The organism is Pseudarthrobacter sp. AL07 (genome assembly GCF_029960665.1).
In the GTDB taxonomy this organism is placed as follows: Bacteria; Actinomycetota; Actinomycetes; order Actinomycetales; family Micrococcaceae; genus Arthrobacter.
Genome location: NZ_JASBRB010000001.1, coordinates 116,236 through 132,884 on the forward strand (window position 1 = coordinate 116,236; position 16,649 = coordinate 132,884).

At 64.8% G+C, this 16,649-nt stretch carries 11 protein-coding genes and 2 tRNA genes; 8 read left to right on the forward strand and 5 right to left on the reverse strand.

From position 1 onward, the window contains the following. The first annotated feature begins 4 nt into the window (after positions 1–4). Complete coding sequence (locus tag QK290_RS00560; protein WP_282328827.1) at positions 5–2,140, forward strand: ATP-dependent DNA helicase UvrD2; 2,136 nt, start codon at positions 5–7, stop codon at positions 2,138–2,140. Continuing rightward, positions 2,137–2,751, forward strand: coding sequence for a M48 family metallopeptidase (locus tag QK290_RS00565; RefSeq protein ID WP_282328828.1), 615 nt, complete (start codon positions 2,137–2,139; stop codon positions 2,749–2,751). The genes QK290_RS00560 and QK290_RS00565 overlap by 4 nt, the downstream gene beginning before the upstream one ends. Here QK290_RS00565 and QK290_RS00570 read toward each other — a convergent pair. Next, complete coding sequence (locus tag QK290_RS00570) at positions 2,748–2,879, reverse strand: hypothetical protein (protein WP_282328829.1); 132 nt, start codon at positions 2,877–2,879, stop codon at positions 2,748–2,750. The genes QK290_RS00565 and QK290_RS00570 overlap by 4 nt on opposite strands. Next, on the reverse strand, positions 2,860–4,281 hold the full coding sequence (locus QK290_RS00575; protein WP_282328830.1) for a zinc-dependent metalloprotease: 1,422 nt from the start codon (positions 4,279–4,281) through the stop codon (positions 2,860–2,862). Before QK290_RS00575 ends, QK290_RS00570 begins: the two co-directional genes overlap by 20 nt. A 296-nt stretch (positions 4,282–4,577) precedes the next feature. Between QK290_RS00575 and QK290_RS00580 the strand changes: the two genes are divergently transcribed. The 5 genes from QK290_RS00580 to QK290_RS00600 all read left to right on the forward strand — a co-directional run bounded on the left by QK290_RS00580 (position 4,578) and on the right by QK290_RS00600 (position 10,182). Then, the gene (locus tag QK290_RS00580; RefSeq protein WP_282329065.1) at positions 4,578–5,606 is read left to right on the forward strand and encodes a S16 family serine protease; all 1,029 of its coding nucleotides are present in this window, start codon (positions 4,578–4,580) and stop codon (positions 5,604–5,606) included. 135 nt (positions 5,607–5,741) lie between these two features. Next, complete coding sequence (locus QK290_RS00585; RefSeq protein WP_282328831.1) at positions 5,742–8,744, forward strand: UPF0182 family protein; 3,003 nt, start codon at positions 5,742–5,744, stop codon at positions 8,742–8,744. Between the two features lie 80 nt (positions 8,745–8,824). Continuing rightward, positions 8,825–8,898: transfer RNA gene (locus tag QK290_RS00590), tRNA-Met, on the forward strand. A 146-nt stretch (positions 8,899–9,044) separates the two neighbouring features. Continuing rightward, positions 9,045–9,121 (forward strand) — tRNA-Met (locus tag QK290_RS00595). A 128-nt stretch (positions 9,122–9,249) separates the two neighbouring features. Continuing rightward, positions 9,250–10,182, forward strand: coding sequence for a cytochrome b/b6 domain-containing protein (locus tag QK290_RS00600; RefSeq protein ID WP_282328832.1), 933 nt, complete (start codon positions 9,250–9,252; stop codon positions 10,180–10,182). On the opposite strand, the gene QK290_RS00605 is transcribed toward QK290_RS00600, so the two are convergent. The 3 genes from QK290_RS00605 to QK290_RS00615 form a co-directional block, all read right to left on the reverse strand. Further along, positions 10,172–11,647, reverse strand: a complete 1,476-nt coding sequence (locus QK290_RS00605; RefSeq protein ID WP_282328833.1) for a deoxyribodipyrimidine photo-lyase — start codon at positions 11,645–11,647, stop codon at positions 10,172–10,174. The genes QK290_RS00600 and QK290_RS00605 overlap by 11 nt on opposite strands. A gap of 144 nt (positions 11,648–11,791) precedes the next feature. Next, the gene (locus QK290_RS00610; RefSeq protein WP_282328834.1) at positions 11,792–12,577 is read right to left on the reverse strand and encodes a PspA/IM30 family protein; all 786 of its coding nucleotides are present in this window, start codon (positions 12,575–12,577) and stop codon (positions 11,792–11,794) included. A gap of 109 nt (positions 12,578–12,686) precedes the next feature. After that, positions 12,687–14,735: a TPM domain-containing protein gene (locus QK290_RS00615; RefSeq protein WP_282328835.1), complete on the reverse strand. Its 2,049-nt coding sequence runs from the start codon at positions 14,733–14,735 to the stop codon at positions 12,687–12,689. A gap of 286 nt (positions 14,736–15,021) precedes the next feature. On the opposite strand from QK290_RS00615, the gene QK290_RS00620 reads away from it, so the two are divergent. Beyond that, positions 15,022–16,530: a trypsin-like peptidase domain-containing protein gene (locus QK290_RS00620; protein ID WP_282328836.1), complete on the forward strand. Its 1,509-nt coding sequence runs from the start codon at positions 15,022–15,024 to the stop codon at positions 16,528–16,530. Positions 16,531–16,649: the final 119 nt, after the last annotated feature.

Genomic DNA, 16,649 nt, shown 5'->3' on the forward strand with positions numbered 1-16,649 from the left:
AGAAGTGACCACAGAGAATTTTGACAGTGCCGAGTCCCTTGAGGAACGAATCCTTGGGGGACTTGACGCTGAACAGCGCGAGGTCGCCAGCACGCTGAATGGGCCGCTGTGCGTCCTCGCCGGTGCCGGCACCGGCAAGACCCGGGCCATTACGCACCGGATTGCCTATGGCGTGCACTCCGGCGTGTATAGCCCCCAACGGCTCCTCGCCGTGACGTTCACGGCCCGGGCCGCCGCGGAAATGCGTAGCAGGCTGCGGGACCTCGGCGTGGGCAATGTCCAGGCGCGCACCTTCCACGCCGCCGCCCTGCGGCAACTGCAGTTTTTCTGGCCGCAGGCGGTCGGCGGCACGCTGCCCAATCTGCTGGACCACAAGGCCCAGATGATCGCCGAAGCGTCCCGCCGCCTGCGGCTCAGCACTGACCGCGCGTCCATCCGGGACCTCGCCTCCGAAATCGAGTGGGCCAAGGTCTCAATGCTGACCCCGGCCAACTACCTGGAGAACGCGCAGGGCAGGGGAACTCCGGGCGGGTTCGATCTCACCGCCGTCGCCCGGGTCTTCCAGTCCTATGAGGACGTCAAAACCGACCGCAACGTCATCGACTTCGAAGACGTACTCCTGATCACAGTCGGGATCCTGCAGGAGGACCAGAAAGTCGCGGCCACCGTCCGCGAGCAGTACCGGCATTTTGTGGTGGATGAGTACCAGGACGTTTCGCCGCTGCAGCAGCGACTCCTGGAACTGTGGCTTGGTGGGCGGGACGAGCTGTGCGTAGTGGGCGATGCGAGCCAGACGATCTACTCGTTCACCGGCGCTTCGCCCAAACACCTGCTGGGATTCAAGGCCCAGTACCCCGAGGCCAATGTGGTCAAACTGATCCGGGATTACCGTTCCACGCCGCAGGTGGTCAAGCTGGCCAACGACCTCCTTGCCGCCCGTCGCGGCGGCGGGCCGGTGGCTGATGCTGCCTGGGCGGCTCCGCTGCAGCTGATGGCCCAGCGGCCGGCCGGGCCCGTCCCGCAGTTCACCGAATGCAGCGACGATGAAGCCGAAGCCGCCACCGTGGCCATCAAGATCCAGGAACTGCTCGACGCCGGCACTCCCGCCAGCCAGGTGGCTGTCCTTTTCCGCACCAACGGACAGTCCCAAGCCTACGAACAGGCGCTCGCGGCGGCCGGAATCAGCTACCAGCTCCGTGGAGGTGAGCGTTTCTTCGCCCGCAAGGAAGTGCGCGACGCCATCCTTCAGCTGCGCGCGGCCACCAGGGCCGTCGCTGAAACCGCGACACCGGAACCCCTCGGCCAACTGGTCCGCGATATCGTGGCCTCGCTGGGTTACACGGAGGCTCCACCCCATAACGGCGGCGCGCTGCGCGAACGCTGGGAGTCCCTGGCCGCGCTAGTGGCTCTTGCGGACGAGCTTGTCCACGTCCGGGGCGAGCAGTTCAGTCTCGGTGACTTTGTTAATGAACTCCAGGAGCGGTCCCTCGCCCAGCATGCGCCCACTGTCCAGGGTGTGACGCTGGCTTCGCTGCACGCCGCCAAGGGTCTCGAATGGGACGCCGTGTTCCTGGTGGGCCTCTGCGAAGGCCTGATGCCCATTTCCTTCGCGGACACACCCGAAGCCGTGGATGAGGAGCGCCGGCTGCTCTACGTGGGCATCACGCGGGCCCGCGAGCACCTGTCACTTTCCTGGTCCACGGCACGCACGCCGGGCGGCCGGGCCAACCGCAAACCCTCACGCTTCCTCGACGGGCTCCGGCCCAACTCGGTTGCCAGCTCCAGCGCCCGCGGAAAAGGGCCGGCACCGCGCCGGAAATCGGCGGCCCCCGCCACCTGCAGGATCTGTGGAAGCATGCTGGCGAGTGGCGCCGAACGGAAGGTGGGCCGCTGTAACGACTGTCCTCCCAGCTACGAAGAACAGACATTCGATGCCCTTCGGCAGTGGCGGAAGGAAATTGCATTGGCCGCGGAGATGCCGGCGTTCGTGGTCTTCACGGATGCCACGCTGACCGCCATCGCAGAGGCCAAACCGTCCACACTGGAGGAACTGGCGGCGCTGGCAGGCGTGGGTCCATCCAAACTGGAACGCTACGGCGAAGACGTGCTGCGGGTGCTCGTCGAAAGCACCACCCTGTGACCCGGCGGCCGGCAGGACAGGACGCCCTTCCCCTCACCACCGCGGACGGGGCACGCGTTGAAGTGCGGCGGTCGGCGCGCCGGACCAGGACCGTGGCAGCCTTCTGGGAAAACGGGACGGCAGTGGTGGCCATTCCGGCCCGTTTCACCGCCGCGCAGGAGTCTGAATGGGTGCACCGCATGCTGGAGAAGCTGCACCGCCAAGGGGAGCGGCGCTCACGCAAAGGAAGTAAGCAGCCAGCCACGGATATTGCGTTAGCCGCCCACGCCGCAGCCCTTTCGGCCCGGTACTTCGGCGGCAGGGCAGTCCCGACGTCGGTCCGCTGGGTCAGCAACCAGAACTCGCGCTGGGGCTCCGCGACGCCGTCGGAAGGATCCATCCGGCTCTCCGACAAGCTCAGGGCCATGCCGCAGTGGGTCATCGATTATGTTCTGTTGCACGAACTCGCACATCTGCTGGTGGCCGGGCACAATACCGCGTTCTGGAAGCTGCTGGAGGCCTACCCCGACACGATGCGGGCCAAGGCATTCCTGGAAGGCGTCTCCTTCGCCACCTCCCGGGGCCTGACCGCGGCCAGCAATGATTCAGAGGGCCCGGACTGCCCGCTCTAGTGGAGGAGGAGTTCGTCATCCACCAGGGGCCAGCAGATGTCATGGCCGGCCGTCTCGAAGAATCCGTCCAAGGACACCGACATCATCAGGAACGAACCCGCGGTCCGGCTAACCTTTAGGCTGCTCACCATCGGCTGCGGGCTGGTCCCCGTCGTCGCCGGCGTCGGAATCATCCTGCGGCGCGTCGTCGAAGCCGCCGCTCAGCAGCTTCTGCAGGGCATCGTCCACTTCGCTATCGCTGGCCTCGGCCAGTTGGCGGCGGCCACTGAAGCCCTGCGGGTCATCGAGGTCCTCGGCGGTGGGGAGGAGGTCCGGGTGCTGCCAGATGGCATCGCGTCCGGCGATACCGCGCTCGTCCTTAAGCGCGGCCCACAATGTGGCAGCGTCGCGCAGGCGGCGGGGACGGAGTTCCAGTCCCACGAGGGAAGAGAACGCGTGCTCCGCCGGGCCGCCGGTGGCACGGCGCCGGCGGGCCGTTTCCCGGAGCGCGTCAGCGGAGGGCAGCAGCTTCTCTGTGGCCGCAGCGGTGAGCTCGTCCACCCAGCCTTCAACGAGGGCCAGGGCGGTCTCCAGTTTTTCCAGCGCCTGCTCCTGTGCAGGGGTCCGCTGCGGCATAAAGACACCTTGGGACAGCGCTTCCTGGATGCCTTCAGGGTTGCTGGGGTCCAGGTCGCGGGCCAGCTCTTCAATCCTGGAAGTGTCGATATGGATGCCGCGGGCGTAGGCCTCGATGGCGCCGAGCAGGTGGCCGCGCAGCCAGGGCACCTGGACAAACAGCCGTGCATGGGCTGCCTCGCGGACGGCCAGGAACAGCCGGATGTCGTTCTCCGGCAGGCCCAGGCCCTCGCCGAACTTCGACACGTTGGCTGGCAGGAGCGCCATTTCCAGGTCGGCCAGGGGAACACCGATGTCCGTGGAGCTGACAACCTCGGCGGACAGGGCACCGATCGCCTGCCCCAGCTGCATCCCAAAGATCGCGCCGCCCATGTTCTGCAGCATGGAAGAGGCCCCGCCCATCATGGACTTCATCTCTTCGGGCATCTGTTCGGTCATGGCGCTGGAGAGCGCGTTGGCGATGCTGTTGGCAACGGGCTCGGTCAGCCGCTTCCACGTTCCAAGGGTGGCTTCCACCCACTCGGCACGCGACCACGCACGGCCGATCAGGCCGGTGGCAGGCAGGTCGGTTACGGGATCGAGCCACAGTTCCGCCAGCCGCAGGGCCTCGTCGACTTCGCGGGTCTGCAGGGATGTGACTGACGGGTCCGCGCTGCTGGCGGCAACCCGGCGGGCGTTTTCGTGCGCGAGCTGCCAGTTGACGGGCCCTTCGGAAGGGGCGCTCATCATGGCCTGGACCTGGGAGAACATCTGGGCCAGGAGATTGGGGTCGTTCGGCAGGCCGGCTGCCTTTGCGAGTTCGGCAGGGTCGAAGTTTTCCATGCCCTTGCCGCCCATCAGGTTCTGCAGCATCTCGGTCAACGGATCCTTCGGCGTATCGTCGCCGTTGGACGGATTGAGTGGGTTGGAGGTCATGATCCCGCCGATCGTCGGTGTGACTGTTCACTTCACGGTACCCCGGGCAGGGGCGGCTGTCTGCCGGACAGGCGTCACGTTCGCTGTAGGCAAAGAGCCGGCCGGAGGCGGCACCGCGTACTGTTGATTCAGTGACTACAACCCGCGGCGATCATCCGCATGAGGACCACGCTCCAGAGCTCGACGCCGGCACCACAGGGAGTGCCGCAGCGCCCGGAACGGGTGTGGCGGGCCCCCCGCCAACAGGGCAGAGTGCCCCCCGCAGTGCGCCGCCCGGGGAACGGCGGGTGTCCGTGATGATGCTTTCCGGCGTCCTGGCGCTGGGTCTGGGGATCGCGGCCGTCACGGTCCCGGTGCCCTATGTTGTGGAGTCACCCGGACCCACCTTCAACACAATCGGCCAGAGCCAGGGCAGTCCTGTCATCAGCGTGACGGGCCAAGAAACCTATCCCGCCAAGGGAAATCTGGACCTGACCACCGTTTATGTCGACGGCGGCCCCAACGGCCCGGTGAGTGTCCTGGGTGCCTTCACCGCGTGGCTTGACTGGTCCAAGTCTGTTCACCCGGTGGAGCTGCTGTACCCCAGCGGCACCACAAAGGAGCAGGCTGACGAGCAGAGTTCCGTGGCTATGACCTCGTCGCAGGAGAACGCTGTCGCCTCGGCGCTCAACGAGCTCGACATTCCCTTCGGCCAGCAGCTCCAGGCCGCGGAGCTGCCCGATGGGTCGCCGTCGGCCGGCAAGGTTGAAAACGGCGACATCTTTGAATCGATCAACGGCAAGCCCATCACATCGCTTGCCGTCGTGCAGGAGGAACTTGCCGCCGGCAACGGAGCGCCGGCCACCCTGGTGGTGCAGCGCGCAGGGGAATCCGTCACACAGACCATCACCCCCATGAACAACGGTGCGGGCCGCTACATTCTCGGAGTCATGCTCAAGTACCTGTTCACGTTTCCGTTCGACGTGAAAATTTCCCTGGACAAGGTGGGCGGGCCAAGCGCCGGGCTGATGTTTTCGCTGGGCATTATCGACACCGTGACGCCGGGGGACTTGACCGGCGGCAAACATGTCGCCGGAACGGGGACCATCACCCCCGACGGCACCGTAGGTCCCATCGGCGGCATCCGGCAGAAGATGCTGGGCGCGCGTGCCGGGGGAGCCACCGTGTTCCTCGCCCCGGCAGAAAACTGCGACGAAGTTGTGGGCCATATTCCGGACGGGCTGCAGGTACTGAAAGTGGAGAACATCGCAGAGGCGCGGCACGCCGTCGAAGTCGCCGGATCCGGGCAGGACATGGGCGCTTTGCCGGTCTGCACCAGCAACTAGACTGAGGCAGGAACTAAGCTTTACCGCCACTCGTGGCAGATATGACGGACGTTGCCACACGCTTGACTGGTGCCGGACGTCAACCGCACGCACGCTTCTCATGTAAACCTGACGACCAGCTATGAGGTACCGAGTTTGTCCCGTCCTACCAGCCCCATCCCGCCCGGAAGACCCCCCACGCGACGCGGGGCGCTTACGCCCACGCTGATTGTCGTTGCCATCGTAGTGGTGGGCTTCATCTTCTTCGCCAACGTCTGGACTGACGTCCTCTGGTACCGGCAGCTCGGCTACTTCGAAGTGTTTGTGACGGAAAACCTCGCCCGGATCGGGATCTTCCTCGCCGGCTTCGCGCTTATGTTTGCGGCCGTCTTTTTTGCCATCCGGGTTGCCTACCACGCACGGCCGGTGTACGCACCCGACTCCGAGATGCGTGACAACCTGAACCGCTACCAGGCCCAGCTTGAACCGGTCCGCCGCGTCGTTATGGTGGGCCTGCCCATCCTGTTCGGGCTGTTCGCGGGCAGCGCCGCGGCCAGCCAATGGCAGAAAGTGCTGTTGTTCTTCAACCAGGAACCGTTCGGCCAGAGCGATCCTGAGTTCGGCCTGGACATCAGCTTCTACCTCATGACTCTTCCGTTCCTGGGATTCGTCACAGGCTTCCTGATCAGCGTGGTTGTGGTGGCCGGCATCGCCGGAATCCTCACCCACTACCTCTATGGCAGCATCCGGCTGATGGAACGCGGGGTCTTCACCAGCCGCGCGGCGCAGATCCACCTCGCTGTAACAGGTGCCTCCTTCCTGCTCCTGCTCGGTGCAAATTTCTGGCTGGACCGCTATGCGGCCTTGCAGAGCAACGGCGGGCGCTGGGCAGGCGCACTGTACACGGACGTGAACGCCGTGATCCCCACCAAGGCAATCCTCGCCGTGGCGGCGGGGCTCGTGGCCATCCTCTTCATCATCGCAGCAGTCATTGGCCGTTGGCGGCTCCCGGTCATCGGCACGGCCATGCTGATCATCACCTCAATCCTGGCCGGCGGCGTGTACCCGTGGGTCATCCAGCAGTTCCAGGTGCGCCCTTCTGAGCAAACGTTGGAGAAGGACTTTATCCAGCGCAACATCGAGATGACCCGGGCGGCCTACGGCCTGGACCAGATTCAGGTGGACCGCTATGACGCGACGAACACTGCCAGCACCGGGGCGCTGGCCCCGGACGCCCAGACCACGGCCAACATCCGGCTCCTGGACCCCAACCTGATCTCCGATGCGTTCTCCCAGCTGGAGCAGTACCGCCCGTACTACCAGTTTCCGGAGGCACTGAACGTGGACCGCTACGAGGTTGACGGCAAGATCCAGGACACGGTCATCGCCGTGCGCGAGCTGAACCCGGCGAACGTTGCCACCAACCAGCAGGGCTGGCTCAACCAGCACGTCGTCTACACGCACGGCTACGGCGTGGTGGCGGCCAAGGGAAACAAGTTCACCGTCGACGGCAAGCCGGAGTTCCTGCAGTCGGGAATTCCATCAACCGGGGTCCTTGGCAATGACTCCACCTACGAGCCCCGCATCTACTTCGGCGAAGACTCCCCGGAGTACTCCATTGTCGGCGCGCCGGATGGAGCGGCCCCCCGTGAGCAGGACAGGCCCTCCGGCAAGGAAGGCGAGGGAGACAACCAGTACACCTTCGCCGGCAACGGTGGCCCGAACGTGGGCAGCTTCTTCAACAAGGTGCTCTACTCCATTAAGTTCCAGTCGTCGGACCTGCTCCTCTCTGACGGTGTGAATGCAGAATCCCAGATCCTGTATGACCGCAGCCCGCAGGACCGGGTCGAGAAGGTTGCCCCGTACCTGACCGTGGACGGCAACGCCTACCCTGCGGTTGTGGACGGCCGCGTCAAATGGATCGTGGACGGGTACACCACCAGCCAGCACTATCCGTACTCGCAGCCGGAGCAGCTTTCTGCCGCCACCGCGGACTCGCAGACCTCTGCAGGCCGGACGGTTGCCCTGCCGAACAGCTCGGTGAACTACATCAGGAACTCCGTCAAGGCCACCGTCGACGCCTATGACGGCTCAGTGACCTTGTATGCCTGGGACGACCAGGACCCCATCCTTAAGGCCTGGCAGAAGGTTTTCCCCACGTCACTGAAGCCATACTCGGAGATGTCGGGGGACGTCATGAGCCACGTCCGTTACCCGGAGGACCTCTTCAAGGTCCAGCGTGAGCTCCTGGGCCGTTATCACGTGACCGAGCCGGGCAGCTTTTACCAGGCGAAGGATGTCTGGAGCGTTCCCAACGATCCCACCGTGGACACCGAGGTCAAGCAGCCGCCGTTCTACATGTCACTGCAAATGCCGGACCAGGACAAGTCAGCCTTCCAACTGACCTCATCCTTCATTCCGCAGATTGTCAACGGCACTGCCCGGAACGTCCTGTATGGCTTCCTTGCCGCTGACTCTGACGCCGGCAAGGAGAAGGGCGTCAAGGCTGAAAGCTATGGCAAGTTGAGGCTGCTCCAGATTCCACCGGAGATCCAGGTTCCGGGGCCCGGGCAGGCGCAGAACAAGTTCAACTCCGATCCCACGGTGTCCCAGGCCTTGAACCTTCTGCGGCAGGGGGCTTCCGAAGTGCTCAACGGCAACCTGCTGACTCTGCCTGTGGGCGGCGGCATCCTATATGTCCAGCCGGTGTACCTCAAGTCGACCGGCGAGACGTCCTACCCCACCCTGCAGCGTGTGCTGGTGGCTTTCGGTGACAAGGTCGGCTTTGCGCCGACGCTCGACGGAGCCCTGAAGCAACTCTTCGGTGGCGACTCCGGTGCTGCCGCGGGCGACTCGGACAACACCGGTCAGACCCCGCCCGCTCCGGGCACTACACCGCCGGTGAGCGCAGGTGCCCAGGCTGACCTGAAGGCCGCGCTGGATGAGGCGAACGCAGCCATCAAGGCGGGCCAGGCAGCGTTGGCGGCCGGGGACTTTGCGGCCTATGGGGAAGAGCAGAAGAAACTGGCTGCTGCCCTTCAGAAGGCTATTGACGCCGAGGGCAAGATCCCGGCGCCGGCCCCTGAAGCCACGCCGTCGCCCGAGGCTACGCCGACGGCTACACCGACGGCTACGCCCTCGCCTGCAGCCAGCAACTAGGGGGTTTGACCCAGCGAGACGCACATCACGCCACCAGGATTTGGCCTCCCGTTCACCGAACGGTAGAGTTGATCTTGCGACGCGGGGTGGAGCAGTTCGGTAGCTCGCTGGGCTCATAACCCAGAGGTCACAGGTTCAAATCCTGTCCCCGCAACTGGCGAAAAGTCCGGATTCTGGAAACAGAATCCGGACTTTTTGGTTTAACCGGACCGTCCCAGGTAGGCAACCTCGGGGCTGTGGTGTCCTGTGATCACGATTGGTTTTTACCTACTCCAAAGTACGGTAGTGTTGTTCTTGCGACGCGGGGTGGAGCAGTTCGGTAGCTCGCTGGGCTCATAACCCAGAGGTCACAGGTTCAAATCCTGTCCCCGCAACCATGGAGAAGACCCTGACCGGTAGTACGCCGGTCGGGGTCTTCTTTTGCCCGATTACACGTGGCTCCTAGTATTCTCGTTCGCAAAGCTTTGAGCACCTGGTAAGTCATTCTCGAGAGGAACGTTGTTCGATGTCCACACCCCCGAAGAAGCCCGGCTCCTCGACAGGCAAGCGGTCCGGGCTCTACTGGGGCGTTCCTGTCGCGCTCGTAGTGCTGGTGCTGGTGGTGCTGCTGGCGAAGTGGATGACGGGCCTTCCTGCGGTGGCCTCGTTCCTGGCGGATTATCCAGGACATTCGGAACTGCCTGAGGGCGCGCCCGTCGGGTTCCCGACGTGGCTGGCCTGGCAGCACTTCCTGAATGGTTTCCTCCTGCTGCTCATCATCAGGACCGGCTGGCAGGTGCGGACCACCACCCGCCCCACCGGCCACTGGACCCGCAACAACAAGGGCCTGATCAAGACCAGGAACGCGCCCACCAAGATCACGTTGGAGCTTTGGTTCCACCTGACTCTGGACGCACTGTGGATCCTCAACGGACTGGTGTTTGCCGTCCTCCTGTTCACGACAGGACAGTGGACGAGGATCGTCCCCACCAGCTGGGATGTCTTTCCCAACGCGCTGTCCGCAGCCCTGCAGTACGCATCCCTGAACTGGCCCACCGAAAACGGCTGGGTCAACTACAACGCCCTGCAGCTGCTGACCTATTTCCTCACCGTCTTCATCGCTGCGCCGCTTGCCTTCATCTCGGGCATCCGGACGTCCTCCGCTTGGCCCAAAAAGGCTGCCGCGCTGAACAAGGCGTACCCGATCGAGCTGGCGCGGGCCATCCATTTCCCCGTCATGATTTACTTCGTGGCTTTCATCGTTGTGCATGTCTTGCTGGTGTTCGCCACCGGGGCCCTGCGGAACCTGAACCACATGTACGCAGTGTCCGACGGCGACGGCTGGCTCGGCTTCTGGATCTTCCTTGTATCTGTGGCCGTGATGGTGGCGGCATGGTTCCTCGCCCGGCCCATCTTCCTGCGCCCCATTGCTTCCCTGATGGGCAAAGTCAGCCGCTGATTTCCGGGCCGGTGGGAGCGTCCCGGCCCGGCTGGTCCTCCCGAAGCTTCTGATAGGTCGCCAGAGCACGCTCCCTGGACTCGGGGAGACCCACCACGGGAGCAGGGTAGCCTTGGGCATCGGGATGCTTCCACGGTTCGTGGATGGCCTTGCGGTCCAGCCGCGCGAGCTCCGGAATGAACTCGCGAAGGTACCGGCCCTCGGCGTCGAACTTCTTGCTCTGCGTTACCGGATTGAAGATCCGGAAGTACGGGGACGCGTCGGCGCCTGAGCCTGCCACCCACTGCCAGTTAGCGGGGTTGCTCGCCGCATCGGCATCCACCAGGGTGTCCCAGAACCACGCCTCGCCCAGGCGCCAGTCGGCCAGGAGGTTCTTGACGAGGAAGGACGCCGCGGCCATCCGGACCCGGTTATGCATCCAGCCCGTCTGCCACAGCTGCCGCATCCCCGCGTCCACCAGCGGATAGCCGGTTCGGCCCTGCTGCCAGGCGCCCAGTTCCGCCGCGGTGGGTTGCTGCCATTCGAACCGGTCGAAGTCCGGCCGATAGTTTCGGGTAGCCAGCTGGGGGTTGGCATAGAGCAGCTGCCAGCAGAACTCCCGCCAGCCCAGCTCGGAACGGAAGATCCCGACGTCGGGCGTCGTCTCGCGGGGGAAGTGGCGGCGGAGCTCATGCCAGACGCGGAACGGACTGATTTCACCAAATCGGAGGTGGGGGGACAGTCTGGAGGTGCCGTCCACCCCGGGTATGTCGCGCCCGGTGCCGTAATCCTGTGCGGGCCCGTCCAGGAAGTCCTCAAGCCTGCTGTGTGCTCCGGCCTCCCCTGGTTCCCAGGTCGCAGCCAGTCCGCCGCTCCAGTCCGGCGAGACGGGCAGCAGTGACCACTCCGCCAGTGCGTCGCTGCCGGCCTGCGTCTTCGACCCGGCAGCGGCAGGGGAGGGCAGGCCGGCCGGTGCATCCAGTGGCTCTCGGGGCTCGCCGGACGCTGTGCAGGCCCGCCAGTAGGGCGTAAACACCTTGTAGGGGCCGCCTGTTCCGGTGGTGATGGTCCACGGCTCGAAGAGCAGGTTGGCCTGGAAGCTGGCGGCTTCGATGTCATTCGCGGTTGCCCAGGCCTTTACATCGGCGTCCAGGGACCGCTCGGGACCGCCGTAGCGCCGGTTCCAGAGCACATGCCGCGCGCCGGTTTCGGCTATGAGGTCCCGGATCACTCGGCGGGCAGGTCCGCGCCGGAGGGTAAGTGCGGACCCGGACTCGGCAAGCGCCGCTGCCAGGGACGTCAGCGAGTGGTGCAGCCACCAGCGGGCCGCGCCTCCCAATGGACGGATTCCGGGGGATTCCTCGTCGAGGATGTAGACCACCGTGAGCGGGAGGCCGAGTTCGACGGCGTGGGACAGCGCGGGGTTATCGTCCAGCCGAAGGTCGTCACGGAGCCAAACGAGGGAGGATGCGACGGGGGAGGCCATGGCCTCCACGCTACACATCCGCGACCACGGCCGCACCGGGGCCGGTTGCACTGCCGGTTGGAGGTGCTGTCCGGGCATAACAAGGGCCGGGGTTCATGATGAACCCCGGCCCCGGCTGGCCCGCTCACCGGCGGACGTTGCTGGCTACAGCTTGCCGAAGTCGGCTTCGTCGACTGTGGACTCGGACCTCGCGCCGGAAGTGCCGATGGCCGGCTTGGCGCCGCCGGATTTCAGCGCTGCCAGGCGTGCCTCGATTTCCACCTGCTCGCCAAGATCTTCAAGCTGATTGAACTGGGCGTCCAGGCTCGACGCGGCAAGCTCCTGCTGGCCGCGCACCTTGGCCTCTTCGCGGCGGATTTTCTCTTCGAAACGGCCAACTTCACTGGTGGGATCCATGAAGTCGATGCTCTTGATGGCATCGTGCACCTGGGACTGTGCCGCGGCCGTCTTGGAGCGGGCAACCAGCTCGTTACGCTTGCTGGTCAGCTCGTTGAGCTTGCCCTTCATCTGGTCGAGGCCCGACTTGAGCTTGTCCACTACTTCGGTCTGCGAGGCGATGCTCGGCTCAGCACCCTTGGCTTCGCTTTCCGCGGACATCTGGCGCTGCAGGGCCACCTTGGCGAGGTTGTCGAACTTCTCGGCGTCAACGCTGTCGCCGGCGCTGCGGTATTCGTCAGCCTTGCGGGACGCAGCGAGGGCCTTGTTGCCCCAGTCCTGGGCGTTCTTAATGTCCTCGCGGTAGTCATCCTGGAGCATACGGAGGTTGCCGATGGTCTGGGCGACTGCGGATTCAGCCTCCGCAATGTTGTTGGTGTAGTCCCGGACCATCTGGTCCAGCATCTTCTGCGGATCCTCAGCGTTGTCCAGCAAAGTGTTGATGTTTGCCTTTGCCAGCTGTGCGATCCGGCCGAAAATGGACTGCTTAACCATGGTGTTACCTTTCGTCCTGCTCAATGGTGGCCACTGAGATCAGTGAACAGTTGTTGTACCGCTTGTTTGGCCGGCAGGGCATTCCTGTCGGCGCCTAGCCTCTGATGGGTCAGAAGTCCCCGCCGCCGCCGGAATCGCCGCCCCAGCCGCCGCCCATACCGCCGCCGCCGGAGTCACCGCCCCAGCCTCCGCCGTCACTGTGGCCACCGCCCCAGCCTCCGCCGCTGCCGCCGTTGAGGATGGAGTTGATGAGGATACCGCCGAGGATGGCGCCACCGAGGCCACCGCCGCCTCCGCCGCGACCGCCGAACATGCCCCCGCCGCCGCCGAAGCCCTGGTTGGCGTAGCCACCAAAGTTGTCGACGTCAGCCTGGGCGAGCTGCGCTGCCTGGGCCGCGAGGGCGTGGGCCTGCTGGGCGTACGTGAGGGCAGTAACGGGATCGTTGCGGGAGATGGACAGCGCGTAGTCGAGGTTGCGCTGGGACTCGGCGAGCCTGGTACGGGCTTCCGTGCCTACGCCGCCACGACGGGCAGTGATGTAGTCCGACGTGGCGCTGATCTGGGCCTGCGCCGACATGATGGTCTGCTGCAGGGACGCCTGCGCGCGGCGGGCCTGGTCCTGCTGGTTCCGGATGCCGGTGAGGGACTGGTCCAGGGCCTGATGCGCAGTTTCAACGCGCTGCAGGGTGGCGATGGGATCGATCTTCCCGCCCTGGATTTCGGCCTTGACCTGGCCCAGCGCGGCTTCAACGCCGGCGGCCGGGCCGGCGAGTTCAGGGTGTTCGCCGGACTGGATCATGGCCTTCGCCTGCGCGAGGTCCTGGGAGGTCTCAACGACGGCCGCCTCCAGGCCGGTACGGGCTTCGTCCAGGCTGGCAGAAACCTTGGCGATGGCGTCCAGCAGCACGTTGGTCTGGTGCAGGCTCTCTTCAGAGGCCCGCACGGCGACCGCGGCGAGGCTGCCCTCGCCTGCGGTGAGCTTCTCCTGGGCGGTGGCCGTGGCATTTTGCACAAAGGCCAGCCGTTCCTTGGCTTGGGTGATGTTGTCAGCGACCTGGACCAGCGCACTGTCTGCATACTTGGCACGCAAAGCCGTCAGTGACTGTTCGGCGCTGGCGATCTTGGCGTCTGCTTCGTGGGCTCCGGCGCTGATGGCCGCCAGTGCCTGCGGGGCGTTCTTCTCGAGCTCGCGGAGCGAATCGAAGTCGGCCTTCTGTTCCTGAAGCGAGCCAAGCGCTGCCTCTGAACGGCGGATGATTTCGCCGAGCCAGCTTCGCTGCTGTTCTTCCGTGTCAGGGATGTGGTCGTCAAGCTGCTGCTGGAGCTTGAAGGATTCTGACATGTGGGCTTTGGCCTCGGCCAGGGCCTTGGTGAAGTTCCCCACCGCGGCATCGCCGTACTGGGCCTCCGCGAACCCAAGTTCCTGTTCGCTGGACTTGATGGCGTCGTCGGCCTCGATGATCAGCGAGCCGCTCTTGCGCCGGAGTTCCTCGATGCTGAGCGAGGCCAGCGGATCGAGCTCGGCACCCTGGGGACCGTAACTGGCGCTGGACGACAGAGCGGCCTTCTTGCGCCGGTTGCGGAGGTACAGGTAGGCGCCAGCCCCACCGGCGGCTACGACGCCTACGCCGACGAGGACCCCAGCGCCGGCGCCGTCACCTGGGACGTTGCCGTTGCCACCGCCTGCGGCATCTCCGATGGCTGCCGCGGCGTTAATTGCCGCTTGGGCGTAGTCGTCATTGGCCAGCTGCGGGCCGATGGCTTTGCTCTTGATGTTTTCAATTTGGGCGGTGGTGATCTTGCTGCCACCGGGTTTATTCAGGATGTACTGCCTGGTCTCGGTAGCCACCGCAAAAATCAATGCGTTAGGTCCGAGGTTGGCCTTTTTGGCTACTTCGTCCGTCCACGCTTCGCGGTCGGTTGGGTTTTCGAACTTCTTGACAGTGACAACATGGAGAACGGTGGCGTGGTCGGTCCCCAGCTTCTTGATTGCTTCCTGTACATCAGCCTTCTTCGAACCGAGAACGCCGGCGGAGTCCACAATCTTGGTCGCCGGATCCAGCGTCACCGGGTCTTCAGCCCAGGCCGCCCCGGCAGGAACCGCGAGCAGCCCGGTCAGGCCGATCACGGCGAGGATACGTTTGAACTTTGACCGCATGTGCAACCCTTCAGCACGACTGACACCGATTCGGGACGAATGAGCGTCTCAGAATGCAGCAGCGCCCCCACGCGTGGTGTAAAGCCGCAGGTCGCTGTGGCATTTCCTTTTGATTCTATGGTGCACCTCCTGGTGCGTCCACAGCGGCGAATATGCCACCAGCGAAACCCCCGTAAGAGCCCGCTGGCAGCGGAATTCGGCCTCCCAGCAACCTCCCAGCCAACGTTCGCCCCAGTTCCAGCCAGACGGTACATAGTTAATGCAGACGAGGATGAAAGGAAGTCCAATGACTGAGAACCCAACCCAGGGTGCAGCGCCGGAGAACCGCAAACCGGATGAGAACCGGAATGTGGACCAGAGCACTGCGGAGGTCCGCAGTGACGCTGCCGGTCAGACTAATCCGACCGAACAGCTGGACAGATCCGGTGCATCGGAGAACCCCACCCAGTCGCTGCCGGGTGCGCCCCGTCCGGTTTATCCTCCCCGCGAGCCCTTCTACGGCCAGCAGGCACCAGACCAGCAGCAGCCCGGACACCACCACAACGGTCCGGGCCCGTACAACGCTGCCCCGAACCCGGCCGACGCGCCCCGCCGAAAAGCCACGTTCGGCGTCGGCACCCTGGTGGCAAGCATCCTGGCCGCCGGCCTCGTAGGTGGCGGCGTAGCCACAGTAGGTTCAGGCAACCTCTTCAACAATGGCTCGCCGTCGGCCGCGAGCAGCAGCAGCCAGCCTGAGACTGTGATCGTTAACAACAAGGACGATGTCAACGCCATCACGGCAGCAGCGCTGAAGGCTTCCCCCAGCGTGGTGACCATCAGCGCTTCCAGCGGCAGCTCCGGCGGGACCGGCTCGGGCATCGTCCTGGACGACCAGGGCCACATTCTGACCAACACGCACGTGGTGACCCTGGATGGCCAGAGCGCCAACGCGGCGCTGGAGGTCCGCACCAGTGCGGGCAAGGTCCTCAAGGCCACGCTCGTGGGCACCGACCCGCTGTCTGACCTGGCGGTCATCAAGGTGGATAACGCGTCCGGCCTCACCCCTGCGACCCTCGGAGATTCCGGCAAGCTCAATGTGGGTGACACTGCCATCGCGATCGGCTCCCCGCTTGGCCTGACCGGCACCGTTACCGACGGTATCGTCTCAACTCTGAACCGGACCATCAGCGTTGCCTCGTCCGCGGCACCCAAGAACGGTGACAGCAGCTCGCAGGGCGGCGATCAGGGATTCCAGTTCGCGCCGCCAAACGGTGGCCAAGGCCAAAGCACCGCAAACCAGGGGTCCATCTCCATCAATGTGATCCAGACGGATGCCGCCATCAACCCCGGCAACTCCGGGGGTGCCCTGGTCAACACAAAGGGTGAAATCATCGGCGTTAACGTGGCCATCGCGTCGGCTGGCTCCGATTCCGCGTCGAGCGGCAACATAGGTGTGGGCTTCAGTATCCCCATCAACAACGCCAAGCGGGTGGCGCAGGAGATCATCAACACCGGCAAGGCATCCCACGGCCAACTGGGTGTCAGCGTTCGGGACAAGTCATCCAGCGGGACCACGTCAGGGTTCTCCGTCGGCGCTGACGTGGCCACAGTCGAGGCAAATTCCGCCGCCGCCAAGGCCGGCATCAAGGTGGGCGACGTGGTGACCAAGTTCAATGACCTAGTCATCAGCGAGCCCAACCAGCTGACCGCGGCCGTCCGCGAGCAGGCAGGCGGCTCCACCGTTAAGCTGACGGTCCTGCGCAACGGCCAGGAACAGACGTTCGACGTCACGCTTGGCACCGCAGCGGACCAGTAGGGACTGGGCAGCAGGACGCACGGCCAACCATAAACAGCGGACGACGGCGGGGCTCACCAAGGTGATTGCCGTCGCCGTCGTTCGCGTTCCCCTTACCCGGCACGGCAGGGCCGTGACAC

Coding starts and splice junctions, on each gene's coding strand:
- QK290_RS00575 (WP_282328830.1), bottom strand. CDS start 4,281: ATGACCTCCAACCCACTCAATCCGTCCAACGGCGACGATACGCCGAAG.
- QK290_RS00580 (WP_282329065.1), top strand. CDS start 4,578: ATGATGCTTTCCGGCGTCCTGGCGCTGGGTCTGGGGATCGCGGCCGTC.
- QK290_RS00600 (WP_282328832.1), top strand. CDS start 9,250: ATGTCCACACCCCCGAAGAAGCCCGGCTCCTCGACAGGCAAGCGGTCC.
- QK290_RS00605 (WP_282328833.1), bottom strand. CDS start 11,647: ATGGCCTCCCCCGTCGCATCCTCCCTCGTTTGGCTCCGTGACGACCTT.
- QK290_RS00610 (WP_282328834.1), bottom strand. CDS start 12,577: ATGGTTAAGCAGTCCATTTTCGGCCGGATCGCACAGCTGGCAAAGGCA.
- QK290_RS00615 (WP_282328835.1), bottom strand. CDS start 14,735: ATGCGGTCAAAGTTCAAACGTATCCTCGCCGTGATCGGCCTGACCGGG.
- QK290_RS00620 (WP_282328836.1), top strand. CDS start 15,022: ATGACTGAGAACCCAACCCAGGGTGCAGCGCCGGAGAACCGCAAACCG.